At 40.3% G+C, this 17,434-nt stretch carries 17 protein-coding genes and 1 tRNA gene; 1 reads left to right on the top strand and 17 read right to left on the bottom strand.

Features of this window, described 5'->3' with window-relative positions; genetic code table 11:
* Positions 1–133 precede the first annotated feature (133 nt).
* From pyrI to QC759_RS00445, 9 genes are all read right to left on the bottom strand, one after another.
* Positions 134–607, bottom strand: a complete 474-nt coding sequence (pyrI, locus tag QC759_RS00485; RefSeq protein ID WP_048073123.1) for an aspartate carbamoyltransferase regulatory subunit — start codon at positions 605–607, stop codon at positions 134–136.
* A 315-nt stretch (positions 608–922) separates the two neighbouring features.
* Positions 923–2,128, bottom strand: a complete 1,206-nt coding sequence (locus QC759_RS00480) for a preprotein translocase subunit SecD (protein ID WP_048073124.1) — start codon at positions 2,126–2,128, stop codon at positions 923–925.
* Positions 2,125–2,967 (bottom strand): protein translocase subunit SecF, encoded by an 843-nt coding sequence (locus QC759_RS00475; RefSeq protein ID WP_048073125.1) that lies wholly within the window; start codon positions 2,965–2,967, stop codon positions 2,125–2,127. Before QC759_RS00475 ends, QC759_RS00480 begins: the two co-directional genes overlap by 4 nt.
* Positions 2,968–3,183: 216 nt before the next feature.
* The gene (locus QC759_RS00470) at positions 3,184–3,678 is read right to left on the bottom strand and encodes a flavodoxin family protein (protein WP_048073126.1); all 495 of its coding nucleotides are present in this window, start codon (positions 3,676–3,678) and stop codon (positions 3,184–3,186) included.
* A 372-nt stretch (positions 3,679–4,050) separates the two neighbouring features.
* A complete protein-coding gene (argC, locus tag QC759_RS00465) occupies positions 4,051–5,061 on the bottom strand; it encodes an N-acetyl-gamma-glutamyl-phosphate reductase (protein WP_048073127.1) in 1,011 nt (336 codons plus the stop codon).
* Positions 5,062–5,304: 243 nt separating this feature from the next.
* Positions 5,305–5,952: a DUF166 domain-containing protein gene (locus QC759_RS00460; RefSeq protein ID WP_048073128.1), complete on the bottom strand. Its 648-nt coding sequence runs from the start codon at positions 5,950–5,952 to the stop codon at positions 5,305–5,307.
* Positions 5,953–5,961: 9 nt separating this feature from the next.
* Positions 5,962–6,843 carry an acetylglutamate kinase gene (gene argB / locus QC759_RS00455; RefSeq protein ID WP_048073129.1) on the bottom strand — a complete coding sequence of 294 codons (882 nt, stop codon included), beginning with the start codon at positions 6,841–6,843 and terminating at the stop codon, positions 5,962–5,964.
* 271 nt (positions 6,844–7,114) lie between these two features.
* Positions 7,115–7,693, bottom strand: a complete 579-nt coding sequence (locus tag QC759_RS00450) for a V4R domain-containing protein (protein WP_052659977.1) — start codon at positions 7,691–7,693, stop codon at positions 7,115–7,117.
* Positions 7,694–7,704: 11 nt separating this feature from the next.
* The gene (locus QC759_RS00445) at positions 7,705–8,049 is read right to left on the bottom strand and encodes a roadblock/LC7 domain-containing protein (protein WP_048073130.1); all 345 of its coding nucleotides are present in this window, start codon (positions 8,047–8,049) and stop codon (positions 7,705–7,707) included.
* 665 nt (positions 8,050–8,714) lie between these two features.
* Between QC759_RS00445 and QC759_RS00440 the strand changes: the two genes are divergently transcribed.
* Positions 8,715–9,485, top strand: coding sequence for a hypothetical protein (locus QC759_RS00440; protein ID WP_048073131.1), 771 nt, complete (start codon positions 8,715–8,717; stop codon positions 9,483–9,485).
* A gap of 79 nt (positions 9,486–9,564) precedes the next feature.
* On the opposite strand, the gene QC759_RS00435 is transcribed toward QC759_RS00440, so the two are convergent.
* The 8 genes from QC759_RS00435 to QC759_RS00400 form a co-directional block, all read right to left on the bottom strand.
* A complete protein-coding gene (locus QC759_RS00435; protein ID WP_048073132.1) occupies positions 9,565–10,257 on the bottom strand; it encodes a hypothetical protein in 693 nt (230 codons plus the stop codon).
* A gap of 348 nt (positions 10,258–10,605) precedes the next feature.
* Positions 10,606–10,956: an ArsR/SmtB family transcription factor gene (locus QC759_RS00430; RefSeq protein WP_048073133.1), complete on the bottom strand. Its 351-nt coding sequence runs from the start codon at positions 10,954–10,956 to the stop codon at positions 10,606–10,608.
* Between the two features lie 271 nt (positions 10,957–11,227).
* Positions 11,228–11,299 (bottom strand) — tRNA-Gln (locus QC759_RS00425).
* Between the two features lie 156 nt (positions 11,300–11,455).
* Positions 11,456–12,376 carry a PAS domain-containing response regulator gene (locus QC759_RS00420; protein ID WP_048073134.1) on the bottom strand — a complete coding sequence of 307 codons (921 nt, stop codon included), beginning with the start codon at positions 12,374–12,376 and terminating at the stop codon, positions 11,456–11,458.
* Positions 12,373–12,831, bottom strand: a complete 459-nt coding sequence (locus tag QC759_RS00415; RefSeq protein WP_048073135.1) for a response regulator — start codon at positions 12,829–12,831, stop codon at positions 12,373–12,375. The genes QC759_RS00420 and QC759_RS00415 overlap by 4 nt, the downstream gene beginning before the upstream one ends.
* Entirely contained in the window at positions 12,821–14,353 is a 1,533-nt protein-coding gene (locus QC759_RS00410) for a sensor histidine kinase (RefSeq protein ID WP_279844603.1), read from the bottom strand. The genes QC759_RS00415 and QC759_RS00410 overlap by 11 nt, the downstream gene beginning before the upstream one ends.
* Positions 14,292–15,467 (bottom strand): PAS domain S-box protein, encoded by a 1,176-nt coding sequence (locus QC759_RS00405; RefSeq protein ID WP_279844601.1) that lies wholly within the window; start codon positions 15,465–15,467, stop codon positions 14,292–14,294. The genes QC759_RS00410 and QC759_RS00405 overlap by 62 nt, the downstream gene beginning before the upstream one ends.
* Positions 15,468–15,638: 171 nt before the next feature.
* Positions 15,639–15,956, bottom strand: coding sequence for a hypothetical protein (locus QC759_RS00400; RefSeq protein ID WP_048073136.1), 318 nt, complete (start codon positions 15,954–15,956; stop codon positions 15,639–15,641).
* Positions 15,957–17,434: the final 1,478 nt, after the last annotated feature.

Here is a 17,434-nt window from a genome sequence, read left to right as displayed (position 1 = left end):
GTTTAGTTCTAAATGAGTTTTGGATAAATAAAGTTGTTAAATGAGAATGAAATAAAATTAATCAGAAACCAATTAATATTCTTTATTTTTATTGGTTCTATCACAAGATTTGTGTTTATAGACTTAAAGTGTTTTAGTAAACTTTAAACTGGGTCTCCACATCGGTTTGATCCAGTATACGTTCACAGTAATGACAGCGGAGTATCAGAGGTTCCTTCTGCAGCACGGTGAAATGGGTGGTTACTGGTTCATCAGTATTGGTTATACAGTTGGGATTGGAACACTCCAGAATACTGCTGATTTCGTCAAGTAGGTTAACTTTGCTTTTCCCGGCGATTTCATATTCCCGAACAATGTTGATTGTTGCCTGGGGGGCGATCAACGCAATTTCATCCACTTCCCGAGATGCCAGTTCTCTCCCTTCAATTTTAACAATGTCCTTGTTCCCCATCTGGCTGGACTGTACATTCATGGCCAGGGTCACTGATATCCCTGGACTGGGAAGTCCCAGTATTTTAAGGACTTTCAGGGCTTTATTAGCGTTAATATGGTCAATAACTGTGCCATTTTTAATAGGTTTTACCTTCAATTCCCGGGGAGCTTTCATGTTTCACCATTCTCCATTAAATACCTTCTTATCCGATAATTTCAACCTGGTTATCATATAAAAATTTCATCCAAATCATATACACCAAAATATATTCAGATAATATTTTATAAGATTATCCTTTAGTTTAGGGGACAATAAAACATTTAAGAAAGGCCCGTAATGAGAATAACAATTCAAAATCAGGAAAAAAACTTTTTAAAAGGATTTTTTTAAGGACTTTAAAATAAATGTAAAATAAAAGAAATTAAAGGGAATTTATTACCCGGGAGGGGTAATATTCCCGGTTCATGTTCAGGATACTGGATATTTTTCCTATTTATCCAGAACCATCTCCACGAATTTGGCATACACTGGTCGGGTGATGAATATTCCAATGAGAACACCCAGTATGGTGGTGAAGGCGAAACCAGAAAGTATACCTATTCCGGTGGCTCCCCTGCTGAATCCAATGTAGGCCAGTGGTAACATGGCAGCTACCAGGGTTCCGGCTGAGGCAAAGATAATGAAGAATGCCTTTTTAATCTGCCGGCGCACACCAGAAATTCTCTTCTTCTCCTGGAAGCCCTTGAGCACCTCGTCGGTAATGATGATCTGGTCGTCCACCCCGGTACCAATGGCCGCCAGAATACCGGCAATGGCAGCTAGATCTATGTTCCAGTGAACCACGGCCGCTGCTCCCAGAACCAGTATCAACTCGGCAATACTGGTTAACATGATGGGTATCACCAGTAGAGGGCTGCGGTATCTGACAATGATAATGGCGGCAATAACCAGCAAGGCCAGTATACCAGCAATTAAAGCACCGTTAATAAATTGGTCACCAAGATCAGCGGAAACACTGCTTATACCAACGATTTTTACCTTAACCGGCAATGCACCAGATTGTAATAAGGTTTGTATGCTTTTAGCTTGACTTTGTGCTTCTTCTTTGGTGGCTTCACTTCCACTGATCATCACATCAGTGGAGGCCTGCCCATTAGCCAGCTCCGCAGAAAGCTCAGGGGAGGTAATCAACTGGTCATCCAGGTACATCTCCACCGGTACTCCAGCCTGACCCTGAGCAACCTTGGCGAATCGATTAGCACCTTCCAGTGAAACGGTGAAGGGAACTTCCCATTTCGTTCCAGTAACCTGATAGGATTTCACCTGGGTGATGTCTGATCCCACCAGGGCTGTCTGGTTGTTGATCTTGGCCTCGAATTTACCATTACTCCCCACGATCTTGGTCACATCATCGGGTTGGACCCCTGCAATCTCGACAATAACGTTCTGGTTTCCACTGGGGTAAACTTTAACGTCTTTAACCCCGAAAATGTTCAGCCTTTTATCCAGTACTGCGGTAACTGTGTTCATGGTGGCGGTGTCCACTGGTTGTTCCAGCTGGAGCTGTATGGTGGAACCACCCTTTAAATCCAGACCCTGTTGTATACCCAGGTAGGAGATGGCACCAATACTGGCAATGAGAAGTACTACCAGTAGCAGTACCTGTTTGTCCTTGAGGAATTCCTTGATATTCATTTACGTGCCTCCGTGTACCATCTTAGTATTCCCAGGTTCATGAGCCAGGTGGCCAGGACATCGGCCACCAGTCCCACTATAAGCACGGCAGCTATATCCGCCAGGGTATGGGCAGCGGGTATCAGGAACATAACCACCAGATACAGTGCTACCATGGAACCAATAGCTGCGGCCGACATGGTTAAACCAGTTTTCATGGCCTCGATTGCCCTTTCAGTTACGGTACCTTCGGTTCTTTTAAGAATCCGGGTGGTTAAGAGTATATCGGTATCCACACTGTAACCAATAAGCATTAACAGTGCACCCACTGAGGCGATGGACAGGGGTATGTTGAATAAGCTCATCCCCCCCACGGCAATGATGATATCAGATAAGGCAGCGAAAATAACTGCCAGACTGGGAACCACATCACGGAAGATGATGAACACCGTTATGCTCATGAATATGAAGGCAAAGGCCAGAGCATAGTAGATCTGGGTCATTGATTCTGCACTCAACACCGGACCCACAGATTTATAGCTGGAAATAGTTCCGGTGCCCTTAAGCACTGATGTCAGTTTAACCACATCAACGTCTCCAGTGATGGCCACTGTGGCCTGGTTGTTGGTCACAGATTTAACTGTCACCTGTTGACCTGGAAAATCAGCACTGATCAGTGACTGAAGATCACTCTGACTGATGGATTTATCCAGATTTATAACTGCTTCCGTACCACCTTTAAGTTCTATTCCCTGATTAACACCTACAAGGGCGATTAATAGAAGGGAAATGATGGTGATGGCCACTGGGATGGCGATGAGAGGTTTGTACGATTCTATGAATCTTTCAAATTTTACCATTTAATCACCAGTTAGTTTAGTCAAATTAAAAATTATATAAACCTGTATATTCTCTATTATAGAATATATATTCTCTATTACTGGGGAAATTATCATTATCGGGGAATTCCTTCTATTTTTCTCCTAAATATTTTTCCCTGATTCGTATTTCCCTAATGATCTTAAGTACTTTAATTAGTTTATCGAGTTGCCTTAATAATCTTATCGAGTTCTAATCTATATCCCGTAGAGTGTAAGGTCTTCCTCTTTAACGATCTTTTTAACATCTTCCACCAGTTCTTCACTGTTTTTGTTACCAGTTTTAATCAGGAAGGATTTGATGAAGCGCCCTCCACGTGGTTCAATTTTTTCTTTCATGCGTTCGATAACCTTCTTCCCCCCGGAGTTGCCCATGGTGGCGAAGAGTACCACATCTTTACCCTGGAAGTTGCACTGGTCAATGAGGGTGATGATCGCTGGTGCGGGTTTACCCGCCCAAGTGGGACTCCCCAGATACACCAGATCATAGTCAGTTAGATCCACTGTTTTTGGTTTAATCAGGGTCTTGTTTTCACGGAAAGCATCTACTGAGGCTCTAAGATAATTCAAGGCCCCTCCCCGGTTGTTGAGATCCGTGATCTCCAGGTAATCGGCATTGATTTCATGGGCCAGTGTCTTGGCAATTAGGGCAGTTTTCCTGGTTCGTGAGTAAAACAGGATCATGGTTTTCATAGGATTTACCTCAAAAATTCAATAAATAAGAATATTTTGTTTTAAAGGATGGTTAGGTTCTAATAAATGGATACTGAAGGTGTAAACTCACACTGTGGTGATGTTGGATAGTGGTACACTCATGGTAGTTAAGAATAAATGGATTTACTGGGTACTATTATTGAAATTCTCACCTTTTGCTTTTCATCTCATAAGTTATATGTATCCCAGTTTATAAAGGTTTAGGGGTGGTAGTTCACACCCCTATCACGGTAACTCAGGCCTTTATGGTGAGAATAAAGGCTTATCACTGGTTCAAATCATTTACAGCCTTTCACCAGGAACGGGTTTTATCCTTCCAGGAGTTATTGGTGGTGATTTAAGACCCCCTTTTTAGGGGTGTAAACCACAGCTTTCCAGGGACATGTTCTCTTTGAACCCGCACATGAGGTTCATGTTGGCCACTGCTGCACCAGAGGCGCCTTTAACCAGGTTGTCAATAGCTGAGACTACCACTAAGCGGCCATTTTCATCAATTTCGAAACATCCAATGTGGCAGAAGTTGGATCCGCGCACTGCACTCAGGCGGGGAATTTCACCGGTATCCAGCACCCGGACAAAGGGTTCGTCACGGTATTGCTCCTGGTACATCTTTTGAATTTCATCACTGGTGATGTCCTGATTAGGGAATGAATGTAAAGTGGTTATAATACCCCTAATTGCTGGTACCAGGTGAGGTGTGAAGGAAACACGAACATCCCCGTATTTTTGCAGTTTTTCCTGGATCTCTGGCAGGTGCCGGTGGGTGGTGACTGCGTAGGGCACTATGTTGTCGCTGATATTGGGGTAGTGTGTAACTGGGGTAGGTTTTATCCCGGCACCACTAACTCCACTTTTGGAGTCAGCAATCAGGGTATCCACCAGTCCTGCCTTTACCAGGGGAATACCTGCCAGGATGGATCCGGTAGGGTAACATCCCGGGTTGGCCACCAGGTTGGCTTTTTTGATCTCATCCCGGTACATTTCCGGTAAACCGTAAACTGCTTCCAGAGGGTTTTCGTGTTTTAAGCCGTACCACTTCTCATAGAGGTGTATATCATCAAAACGATAATCACCACTTAGATCCACTACTTTAATTCCCCTTTCAACCAGTCCCGGGACTATGCTCATGGAGGCGCCATGGGGGGTGGCGGTAAAGACTAGATCAACATTCAAATCTTCCGGGGATTGGTTGGTAAATTCCAAACTCATATCCTGTAGATGGGGGTGCACCTTCCGGACTGGGGTGTCTGCATATTGCCGGGAGGTGGCAGCCACAACTTCCACTTCGCCGTGGGTGTGGAGGAACCGCAATAGTTCCCCTCCGGTGTAGCCACTGGCTCCAATAATTGCTACTTCTAACATATTTCTCACATACATTTGTTGGGTGACGGGGCCTATTAAATATTTATATGAATGTAGGCCTTTTCGGGATTTTCAGAGCAGACCAGTTTACACTTAAACCCCTTTTCATTGGTGGAAAAAAGGGCTAATAAAAGAAGATTAATTAAAAAAATGTTTTGAAAAAAGAGGTTAATCAATGGGGAGAGGTTAAAAATAGGTTAAAAAAAATTGATGAACTAAAAAAGGAACGAATTCGATTTTAAATCATTTTTTATTTTTAAGGGCTTCCTGGAAGGCTTCCTTGTGGAAATTGGCTGCCATTTCCTTTTTACACTCATCATCAGTGAACAGTCGCATTTTAGGGGCCCGACAGGGGTAATGTTGTATCCGGAGACCGGCCTTAATAGGCAGGGTGGCAGTGTCTTCACCTACCATTTCCTGGGCCACAAAGTTAGTGCTGCCACAGGGTGAACAGCGGAGAACCTCCACCTCAACCACCTTATCGCCCTGGCAGTTAACCCGAACTATGGGTCTGCCGAATTTAGAGACGAACTTATCAAAAACCGGGTTTCCATTCTCAGTTAGGTCGCACATGTTCTCGGGGCAGGTAACATTACCGTAGCTTTCTAGCTGATTTTTAAAACCTTCTCCTCTCCAGGCACCGACGATGATCCATTCTACTTTATCGTGAAGGGCGTCAACCAGGTCTAGGGTGAGGTCGGGGTGTAGAACATAGGTTAAAATGATGTCTGCTTTTTCCAGTTGGGCCATGGTTTCTGGGGGGAGTTGGATTTCATCCATGAAACTGGATTGGGGAGCTTCCATTACCACGTAGTCACAGTCAAATTCCTCTTTAATGGTGGCGTAGGCCCGTTCACCGTAGGGTCCATCGGTTACTATGCTTATCTTCATGCACTTCCCTCACGGGGTTATCATGGTGCCAATACCGTCTTTGGTGAATATTTCCAGGAGTATGCTGTGTTTAATCCGTCCATCAATTATATGGGCGGATTTAACTCCTTTTTCAAGGGCACTGATACAGGTGAGGACCTTGGGCAGCATACCATCACGGACAGTGCCATCCTCAATCAGTTCCTTGACCTGGGCTATGGTGACCTTTTTTATGAGGCTTCTGGGATCTGTGGGGTCTTTTAAGATTCCTGGGACATCAGTCAGTATTATTAGTTTTTCTGCACCCACTTTACCTCCAATTTCGCCGGCAACAGTATCTGCATTCAAATTGAGTGTCTCTGCCTTATCATCCACGCCTATTGGGCTGATTACTGGTATGTAATCATTTTCAGTTAGAACTCTCAAGATTTCCGGGTTTATGGATTCAATCTCACCCACCAGTCCCAGGTCAACCATCTGCTCTTCACCGGTTTCCTGGTTAACCACTACTTGGGGTGAACGTTTACAGGCCTTTAAGAGCAAGTTGTCCTTTCCGGATAATCCCACTCCCTTACCTCCATGGAGGCCGATGTTGGCCACGATTTCCGTGCTTATTTTACCCACCAGGACCATTTTCACTATATCCATAGTTTCCTGGTCAGTTACCCGCAATCCTCCAATGAATTTTGGTTCCTTTCCCAGTTTGTTCATGGAACGGGAGATTTCAGGACCTCCTCCGTGTACCACTATGGGTTTCATTCCCACGTACTTCAGGAGAACAGTGTCCCGGGCAGTGGAGCTCTTGGCCTCAGAGTCGATCATGGCGTGGCCACCGTATTTAATCATGATCTTTTTCTTGTGAAATTTTTTGATGTAGGGTAAGGCCTCAACCAGAATGTTAACAGTTTCCATAATAAAACACCGCTATTTTAAATTAATTTTTGATAAATACAGTAAATGTTTTTAATTAACACAGTAAATGAGGTTTATAATTGTAAAGGATAAATTTTTCCACCCATTTAACTTATAAATATCTTTAAATCCTAATTTATTAAAACTTTTCGGAACAGGATCACACCCGGGCTTTTAAAGTTGGGCCTTGAAAAATAAATAAAAAGATTTAGAAAAGAAGGATGAATATGTAACTGTAATTTAAGTAAAGATTCCTTGGGTTTACAAATTTTCAGATCTTGGTTATTTCAAATCGGCAGAATTTGTCTCCTCTTCCCCAGCAGTTGGTTTCTACAAACTGCCATTTATCTCCGGTTATCTGGGATAAACCACCGGTAATCCTCCCCCCTTCATAATAACACACACTCTGGCTCAGGTTGGGTATTCCTGCGGAGCTCATACTCTCATCCAGTTTCACCACAATTCTTCCATCTTCAACACTTTCTGGAGTTAAAATACCATAACCCCAGTTTTTAAAATCGAATTTAACCAGTTCCAACCAACCAGAAATGTCTCCCTTTTCCAATTCCCCGGCATCTATCATCTGGGCTGCCCTCAAGGTTGAAAATTCGCCCCCGGCTATTCTAAGTATGGATCCCATGGTACCTATTCCAAACTGTTTACTTCCGGTGATGATAATGGATCTTAAGGCCCCCACAGAGTTGGCTGATACCAGTGTTTTTCTTTCTTCACAGTAGGGTCCTGGCCGGGTGATATCTGCGTTAGAATTAAGACAGAGTATGCTGGCTCCTTCCTTCAATACTAAACCCATATTTTCGAGATATTCATTGTAATTTGTATATTCTGGCATCTTGTTACCCCCTAGATTATCTCAACAATCCGGTTGGAGCTTCTTTTCATTTCCAGGCGTATTAATCCCAGATTTATATCAGTATCAGTAATTACCGCTAAAATCGCTTCTCCAGAATCAATCATGAGAGTTTTACCCTTATTACCTTCAATCATGACTTGTTGTAGTTTTTCATGTTTCATTTCTTCGGAAGATCGTTCTGCTGTTCCAAAAACAGCGGAAGACATGGCCCCTACCAGTTCAGAATCTATATCTGGTGAAACATCTCTTTCTATAATTAAACCGTCTTTTCCCACTATCAGTGATCCATTTACTCCTTGAATTCTACCCAAGTCTTTCAGTACTCGATTCAACATTTTATCACTCCCACCCCCAGTAATCCTCATAATCTGTTAGTGTGCTGGATATGCTTATAGATGAACATTCACTGCTTGATTATTTGATCTAATTCAGATTAAATGGATTAAATTAGCTAAAATTAAATCTACAGTTGATATCCATGAATATCCATTTTTAATATGGTAATATATACTTTTATAAATAAACGTCGAGACAAAAGGTTTAATAATAGTTATTACATACAAAATTAGACTAATTCTCTATTTAGCTATTGTATTAATTGTAAAAATGAAATATTCGACAGTATATGCGCTAATATTGATTGTGAGTGGAAATATTTCCTTTGCCATAGAATACATTAATCCTTTTTTTAATTTACCAGGATCATCTTTATCTGAACATAATCCGAATTATTAGATGATAAGAATCCAATTGCCGTTGATAGGTTCTTAAAGGATTGATCAGCTTATTATAATAATTGAGTATTGAATGGAGATTTAGGGATTTGAAGGTTTTTGGTGAGATTCAGAGAAAAAATTCAATTTATAGGGATAAACTAATTAGAGCTTTTTTCACGATATTTCTTTAATACCATTATACTCCCCTATCTGTAATCTATCATTTCTCTGGAGCCAGATCAGGGGTCATAGATTTATATTAATGAATCTACAATAAAACAATCATGGTAGAATATCGGGTACAGTCTGAAGGGGATAACCATGACTTCGTGTTCACCAGATCCTTTCGGAAAATATATCGCATGTTCCGCAGCCTGAAAAATCAGAAAGGAAAGTTTGTACTTATTATTGGCACTCCCGGTACTGGCAAATCCGCCAACATCTATTCTGCCCTGCGTATTCTGGATCTAAATATATACGATCCCACCCTGTTCCTGGATAAAATGGAAATGAGTTCCTCTGAAGTTTTCTGTGAATTTTTCAAAACCCTGAGACAGGATCTGGGTGTTGAAACCAATGAAGAGATTTACCAGAAGGTAGCAGAATATGATGGGGTATTACTGGCCGATAAACTCCTGGATTCAGAATTTATTGATGAAAATAGATTCGGATTAAGCCTGTGGACGGAAAATAATGGAATCAAAGCGTTTCCTTTTTATATTAAAGTTTTTAGGGAGTACCTGAAGCATCGCCAGGACCTGGAGAAGGTTAACGTGGTTATTCAGACCGCCTTCATGATCAAGTTTCGGGGGGTTAAATATGACCTTCTGACTGACTTCAGCTTTCTTTCTGATATCCTGGTCTTCCTATTAAACATTTTCTTTGAAATTATCCGCATATCCTACTCTCCAGAAGAGATAATACAGATAGTCAAAAATAACTTCCCCCAGGTGGAAGATGAAGAGATAATGGAGTGCATTTCAAATTACGGTTGCCGTCCCCGTTTCATCTTTGAAGAATTAGAGAAAAATGAAACAGTGGAAAGGAGAAAGTAGTTGTCCGTGGATAATTAGATATTTTTTTTTAAAAATTAATAAAATAGAGAGTTAAGGGAAAAATTCCCCTAAACTGGATTTATCGGAAGTTTATCATACCTTCCTGGTAGTAGTTCTGGAGTTCGGTGGCGTGCTGTAATTCAAAGTTGGCGTAGGGGTCTGTGAAGTAGGGCATGATCATTCCCCTTAAGGTGTACACGAAGGCCGGTATGATACCGTATTGCTTCCGTACAATATCAAAGAACAACGGGAATCCGCATCCCTGGGCAAACATGGGATTATCTTTACGGGCAGTTCCGTGCCAGTACATGGGTATGGGACCTTCCTGTCCATTTTTCTCAGCAATACCGTACAGATAGTTCAGGGCATCATCCAGGTTGGTGAAAATCTTTCCGTCTGTCTTGTACTGGTATCTACCGTCAGGAACACCGAACAGTGCTATTTTAAGGGAATCCCAGTAATTGGTATCACCGGCTGCACCAGTACCCTGGGTGTCCACAAAGGCCAACTCCAGTATCTCCACATTTCCTTCTTTATAACACCTATAATTTGAATCACCAGCAAAGTGAACCACTAGAATGGATTTTGAACCACTTTCATTGGCAAATTTAGCCAGTAACTGGGAGTGAAGGTGTCCGGGGTACATGTCGGGATTGGCAACCTTTACAAAGGCCAGCCTACCTTCAGGGGTGATTGGACCGTTTAGGGTCGAAACATACGCATAACCTACTATCAGCAGTAAAACTGCCAATATAACTAATGACCATCTCATTAAACTTACCTCTTTAACGTGGGAATATTTTATTTCCCTCTGTATTATCTACCTTGATTTACCTTGATATTTCCCCAATTTGAGCCCCGGTTTATCAAGTATTTATTATCCTGTCAGGTAATCAATTAAATTTTTTTAAAAACTATCTAATTCAACTAGATTGATATAATATATAATAATTTATGTTTATTAACAATTTTGCACTAATTTATCTTCACCAAGGGCTAGTTTAAAAAGTCATTCAAAAATCTAAATTTCTTAAAGGTACGACAATTGTTTTTATGTTATGATCTCTTAATAATGGGTTTATATCTCTTAATAATTGGTTTGTATAATCTATTTATAATATTAATCGGAAATTTCTGTTTCCATTTTTAACATATCCACAATTTTATGGTCAGAAATGGAATAATAAGCCATTTTACCTTTTTTGCGGAATTTGACCAGGTTCCTATTCCTCAGTAACCGGAGTTGGTGTGATACTGCAGAATCAGTCATTTCCAGAACTGCAGCCAGGTCACAAACGCATATCTCTTTCAGCATGAGGGCGTAGAGAATTTTCAATCGGGTGGGGTCACTGAGTACTTTGAAGTTATCAGAAAGGGAATTGAATGTTTCATCATCCAGCATCAGTGATCTGACTTCTCTTACAGAATCCTGGTGGATACAGTGAACATCACACATATCTTCATCTTTCATGAAAAACCCCCATTAATTCACTAGCTACATTCGTTGGATGAAAAGACTTTTACATTTTTATTAAAGAATCTCCTACGTTTAAAGACTTTTACATTTTTAAAATTGTTCAACTGTTCATTTATATCTTTGTAATAATTCATTATATGCTGTAACTAAAGGCCACCGTAACTATGGCTTAATAGTTCACAGCATCATCTGGTGATAATTCTGGATTTGAGATGATGATTTAGTGATAACACTGAATTAAAAGGAGTTATGAACATTAAAATGATAGTCCCTAGCGGAGTCGAACCGCTGTCGCGAGATCCAGAGTCTCACATGATTGCCACTACACCAAGGGACTAAAACAATAGTTAGCGGTCTTACAATATATACTTTACTTTTTAGACAGTACTAACTACAGGCAGTAGAAAAATGTTGCAGGTTTTTTAGTGAGATTATAGGTTAGGGGTTAATGGGCATTTTTAGGAGTTATGGGTTATTTACGAGAATAAGTATTTTAAGTGAATTTAGTATCGTATTCAAAGGGGTTGTGCATGGTATTCTGGATTAGAGGTTTCATGGCCTCTACCATGTTTCCCATTACCATGAAAAAATCCCGGTCTTTTTCTATTATGGTTTCCATCAATGATTTTTCAATACCTTTACGCGAGCTTATATCGGTCATGATAGAAATAGCACCTAAATATTCGCCAGTTGATTTAAACATAGGATTGGTGGAAACTAGAACCCATACACTGGTTTGGTCCTTGTTTAATAGTTCCAGTTCATAGATATAGGCTGATTTTTCCAGGGATTTCCCCTCACTAGCCTTTTTTAAATGTTTTTTAAAGCAGGATTCACCCTCGGAATTGGTGAACTGGGAGATATCCTGATTAAGCATTTCTTTTACAGTGAAACCCAACATTTTAGCCATCTGTTTATTAACATAGGTTAACTTATTCCCTGAATCAACAAAAAAAATTCCTGAATGGATTTTTTCAACCATTAACCTGTATTTTTCCTCACTTTCTCTTAGCCGGTGTTCAATGTGTTTGCGTTCAATGGAGTAGGTTATTGATCTCCACAGTAGCTTGCTGTCTACCTGTCCTTTAATCAGGTAGTCCTGGGCACCTTCTCCCACTATATCAATGGCAAAGTCTTCGTCTTCCAGTCCGGTGAGTATTATTATGGGTATATCAGGTGCTATTTCATGTACCTGGTTAAAGGTACCAATTCCCCGGCTATCAGGCAGCTGCAGGTCCAGCAAAACGATATGAAAATCACGGTTACGAAGGGCTTCCATTCCTTCCGAGAGGCGTTTGGCATGGATAATATTGGATTGGATATTGTGGATCTGTTTGAACATCTGATTTATGATCAGGGCATCCCCGGGATTATCTTCCACCAGTAAAACATTAACCGTGCCTTTAATCCTCATACTACATCACCATGGTCCCTGTGGGGTAATTTTACAATGTTCAGCCAGAAGTCACTGATATTATGGATCACGTTGATTAACTGGTCCAGGTTCAATGGTTTGGTTATGTAACAATTGGCATTATTTTTATAGCTTTCAACCAGGTCTTCTTCTCGATTGGAACTGGTTAAAATAACCACCGGGATACATTTCAGCTTACTGTCCTGTTTAATTTCTTTTAAAACTTCTCCACCTGGTTTTTTGGGCAGGTTCAAATCCAGTAAAATCAGGTCCGGAAGTTTGTTCTGGTTGTTTTCCCACTGGTGTAACATCTGAATTGCTTCCTCACCATCACTTGCCACATGAAGCTGATTTTTGATTTCAGCTTCTTTAAAGACTTCCTGAATTAAACGCACATCTCCAGGGTTATCTTCCACCAGCAGTATTTCCACCGGGGTGTTAAGCTTATATTTCATGGTTTAACCTCCCGGGAATGTTAAAATAGAAATTCGATCCTTTACCTGGTTGGGAATCATACCATATCCTCCCTCCATGTCTTTCCACAATTCTTTTCACAATAGCCAGACCAATACCAGTTCCTTCGTATTCATCGGGACTGTGAAGGCGCTGGAATATTTTAAATATCCGATCCCCCTGTTGGGGGTCAATACCAATACCGTTGTCAGCCACTTTAAAGATCCAATCATTATCCTGTTTTTCTGCAGTGATGTGTATAGTGGGACATGGCTGATCATTGTATTTAATGGAGTTACTGATGAGATTCTGGAAGAGCTGAACCATCTGAGTGTAATCAGCAGTGATCACCGGTAGTTCCCCAAAATGGATAACGGCGTTTTTTTCCTGGATTAGCAGTTTGTATTCAAAGGTTATCTGTTGCAGAATATCTTCTATTTTAACCTCTTTAAAATCACCCCTCTTGCGATCAATACGGGAGTAGGTTAAAAGATCGTTGATCATTTCCTGCATCCGGGTTGCTCCGTCAATGGCAAAATGGATAAATTCATTGGCATCAGAATCAAGTTGATTTTCATAGCGCAGCTTAAGAAGCTGGAGAAAACTGGTGATCATCCTTAGTGGTTCCTGAAGGTCATGGCTGGCCACGTAGGCGAACTGTTCCAGCTCGGCATTGGATCTTTTTAGTTTTCGCAATGTTTCCTGCAGTTCCAGTTGTACTATTTTGTTGTTGGTGATGTCCAGGGCAATGCCAATCATCTCCTGGGGTTTACCCTGCAGATCGTATACCACTCTTCCCATTATACTGAACCAGTGCACTGATTTGTCCTTCCATATGGTACGTGTTTCCACTTTGAAATCTTCCCCATACTGTAATGTCTTTTGAAAAGCTGTTTCTACTTTTTCCAGATCATCAGGGTGCACAAAACTCAATAGTTCATTGTATCCCATATCAGGGATAGGTCCCGGCCCGAGGATATGTTTATAGTGTCCTCTACATTCTACCCTATCATTCTCTATATTCCAGAACCACATGATTACACCGGCTCCTTCAATGGTCAGGCGTAATTTTTCTTCAGATTTTTTAAGGGCTTCATTGGCCCTTTTGATATCAGTTATTTCCAGTGCAGCCACATTGATACCCACTATCTGGTGTGAAGAATCTTTAATGGGGTACCATCCTTCGATCCAGGTTCTCACTGCACCGTCCTGAGCAGCAGTAGTACCATTCATTTCCATGCTCACAGCCTTACCAGTTTGGAATATTTCTTTAGCTATAGCTTCGCCCTGTTGGCTCAGATCGGGAACCATTTCATGGATAGACTTCCCTATATGTTCTTGTGGAGAAAAACCATTCATTTCAGCCATTGATTTATTTATACGCAGGTAACGCAGGTCACAATCTAAAACGCAAAGTCCCATGGGGGCTGAATTATAGATGGCCTCAATTTCCGAAAGCCGTTTATGTGCTTTGTTCTCGCTTTTCAGGAGTTTTTTTTTCCATTTCTTTGCGTTTGGTAACATCTCTAAGGAAACTTTGTACCTTACCTTCACCCTCTTGTGAAATTATGCTAGAGTTAATGCTGTAATAGTGTCGGATGCCATTTTTTCCACGGACATCACCATCAAATTCAACAACTCCCTTATTTTTTAACTCATCCACTACATCATTCTTAAAAGATAACATCCTAGTGCTGCTGAATTCATCCAGGTTGGTTCCAATGAGTTCTTCCCGACCGAAACCGAGCATCAGGGCGAAATTCTCATTACAATCCTGGATAACTCCCTTAAAATCGTGAATACAGAAACCATCATTAATATTTTCCACAATTGAACGGTATCGTTTTTCACTTTTCTGGAGAGCTTCCTCAGCTTCTATACGATGGGTGGTATCTTCCACCATCCCGTCAACCCAGTCAATGAAACCTTCTTCATGGTAATGCGCCCTAGCGGATACAGAAACCCAGATGTTGCTGTAGTCCTTTTTTTTAAGAAGCAATTTCCGGTCGGTTATTGAACCTTCACGTTGCAGGTCTTCTAAAAATAGTACTCTATCCTCTTTGTTAACGTAAAGATCCATAACATTAATTTGCATAATCTCATCAGGGGAGTCATAACCAAATATCTGGGCAAATGCCGGATTCACCTGTATGAAGGTACCCCCCGGATCCGAGGTGTTACGGTAAACACCCACATTTAGATTTTCAATGAGGCTCCGGAATTTTTCTTCACTTTCCTGGAGTTCCTTTTCCGCCACTTTGCGTTTGGTGATATCTTCGAAAGATTCAAAACCACCTATAATTTCCCCATCATGGTTACGGATGGTGGAAACAGTGAAGTGCAGATGGGTGCCCTGCGGGCCCCTGTGGGGATAGTATTGTTCTGCTTCGTAAGCTCCTTTAACCTGTTGAGATGGTTTACACCGGTGGGGAAACCAGTATTCCAGTCCCTCTAAATCCTCATTTATCACTAAATCCACCATACACGGTCTTTTTGAATCGTAAAAGACTTTCCAGTGGTGATCAGTTCCCACTATATCTGTGGATTTAATTTGACTGTAATCTTCCATGGCCTTGTTCCAGAGTACTACCCGGTGGTCCCGGTCGATTACAAACTGGGGTAAAGGTGAACAATTCATTATATTGTTTAATTCAACCAGGTCAGGATTTAGCTTTTTAAGTGAATTGTTAAAATCAGTAACTTCAACCCCCTCACTTACTTTGTAAATTCCCCTCTTTTTAATATTTTTATGAAAAAGTGATGTCTCTTTAATCTTTTGTCTGCCCATAAAAAAGTAACAATATGATTGTTATTTTTTGCTCTGTTTTTCCTTATTATCCAGTGATCTTAGAGTGTTAACTGCTAATTCCTGTTCCAAAGATCCCAGTCTTTCCGCCAGGAAGTCAAGTACCATTTTACGGTCATCAAAGGAAACATTCTTTTTGGATAGAACATTGATGAGTTCGGTGGTGCTTCGTACAGATTGTGTGCCTGAATTCTCAGCCATTAACATGATGTCCCTTTTTCCAACTTCTTTGGAAGGAGTGACACACACAGCTCCCAGGAGATCGCCATTTTTATCCTTTACATCCATTGAACTGGTGTAGTGTTTATTGTATTTAGTCATATTCGGATCACCTTAAGCCATCTTGAAACACCATAATAAATAAATCTTTGGATATGATCTTAAGAAATAATCCACTAAAAAAGGAGTGATGGGGGCATTAAATCTTTTCTTATTGGTTCAATATGGTTATTATAAAAATATAAAATCCAGCTGTGCTAATATTTCCATTAAAATTAGAATAAAAGTCTCCGGAGCCCAAGAACCCCAGAGACTCTTGCCTATCATGTCCTTACGGAGGCGGTGTAAAGGCATGAAGTCAAGTTCATATTATGAAGTCCGGTTCATAATACTGGTGGTCGTTTAATTCACCTAATTACATCTTACTACAACATGATATTTAAATATTTGTGTTGGCATTAACTTCTATACAATAACGTTATTATATTCCTTTTTAGAGGCTACAGAGCTTTATGGGGGTGATATTTTTTTGAATTGGGAATTAATATAGGGGACTTTTTATGTTTGATTTTTTGTGAATCAGGTCACATTAACCTTTAAGTTCCAGTGAAGTAACAGTTTTCTTGGGGAGTGATATTATTATTTTAAGAAAATTGAAGAGGGATAATCCTAAAAAAACAACCAGAATATCTTCCAATGGTGAAAGATTACTGAACATAAAGAGGATTTTAGGGGATGAAAAAATTAAGAGGGACCAAGCTCTTAACTGAAACCTTTTTTAACATTTCACCAATTCATGTAAGTTTATTCAGTATTTATAAGTTATTTTTAGGTTTATTAATGTTATTTAGGTTTTATTAGTTATTTTTAAGTGTTATTATCTATTTTTAGTTCTAATTTCCCCTTATGTGCTGGTAATAATAGCTTTATCCAGGTAATCTTAAGGAGATGGTATATTTTAGTAGTGATTTAACAAAATGTGGATGAGGTTCATCAAAAGTAGCTACTGATAAAAAGATTTGCATGAGTTATTTCTTTTGCTATTAGACCTTAATATTCCGATATAAATATGTTTAAGACTCCGTAAGTTATATAAGGAATGTTATACAAGTTTAAAATGCAAATACTTTATTAAACCACGATCAATGGAGAAGCAATAGCAATATCACGAATTGCCTCCCTAAAATATCATGTCCCGCAGGGCCCAACCAGACTCCCCATTCTCAAAAAAAATCCCTGCGGGGTTCTCCATTGAATATCATTCTCCTTTTGTTGAACTAATTGCCCAGTGTTGATCTAATTTTATATTAATACTGATGGTTAAATTATAGTGTAAGAATTATTGTAAGGTAATCCTACCAATTTATCCTAGGGATATATTGAACCCCTAAGATGACCCCTATAAAAGATTTAACATCTCCCGTGAAGTTACACCATTTAATATTCAATTTACCTTCAATAGTTAATCCCCTTTGAAATTCCACCGGTAATTATTAAGAGGTTTTAGTATGCAAGTAAATGCTATTGGTCTGGTTAATTCACCCTTCAAAGCTAAAAAAGGGTCTCCCCATCAGGGCCGT

It is taken from the genome of Methanobacterium formicicum (assembly GCF_029848115.1).
Classification (GTDB): Archaea; Methanobacteriota; Methanobacteria; order Methanobacteriales; family Methanobacteriaceae; genus Methanobacterium; species Methanobacterium formicicum.
Note: the sequence above shows the minus strand (reverse complement) of the source record. Positions and strands in the feature narration are given on the sequence as shown.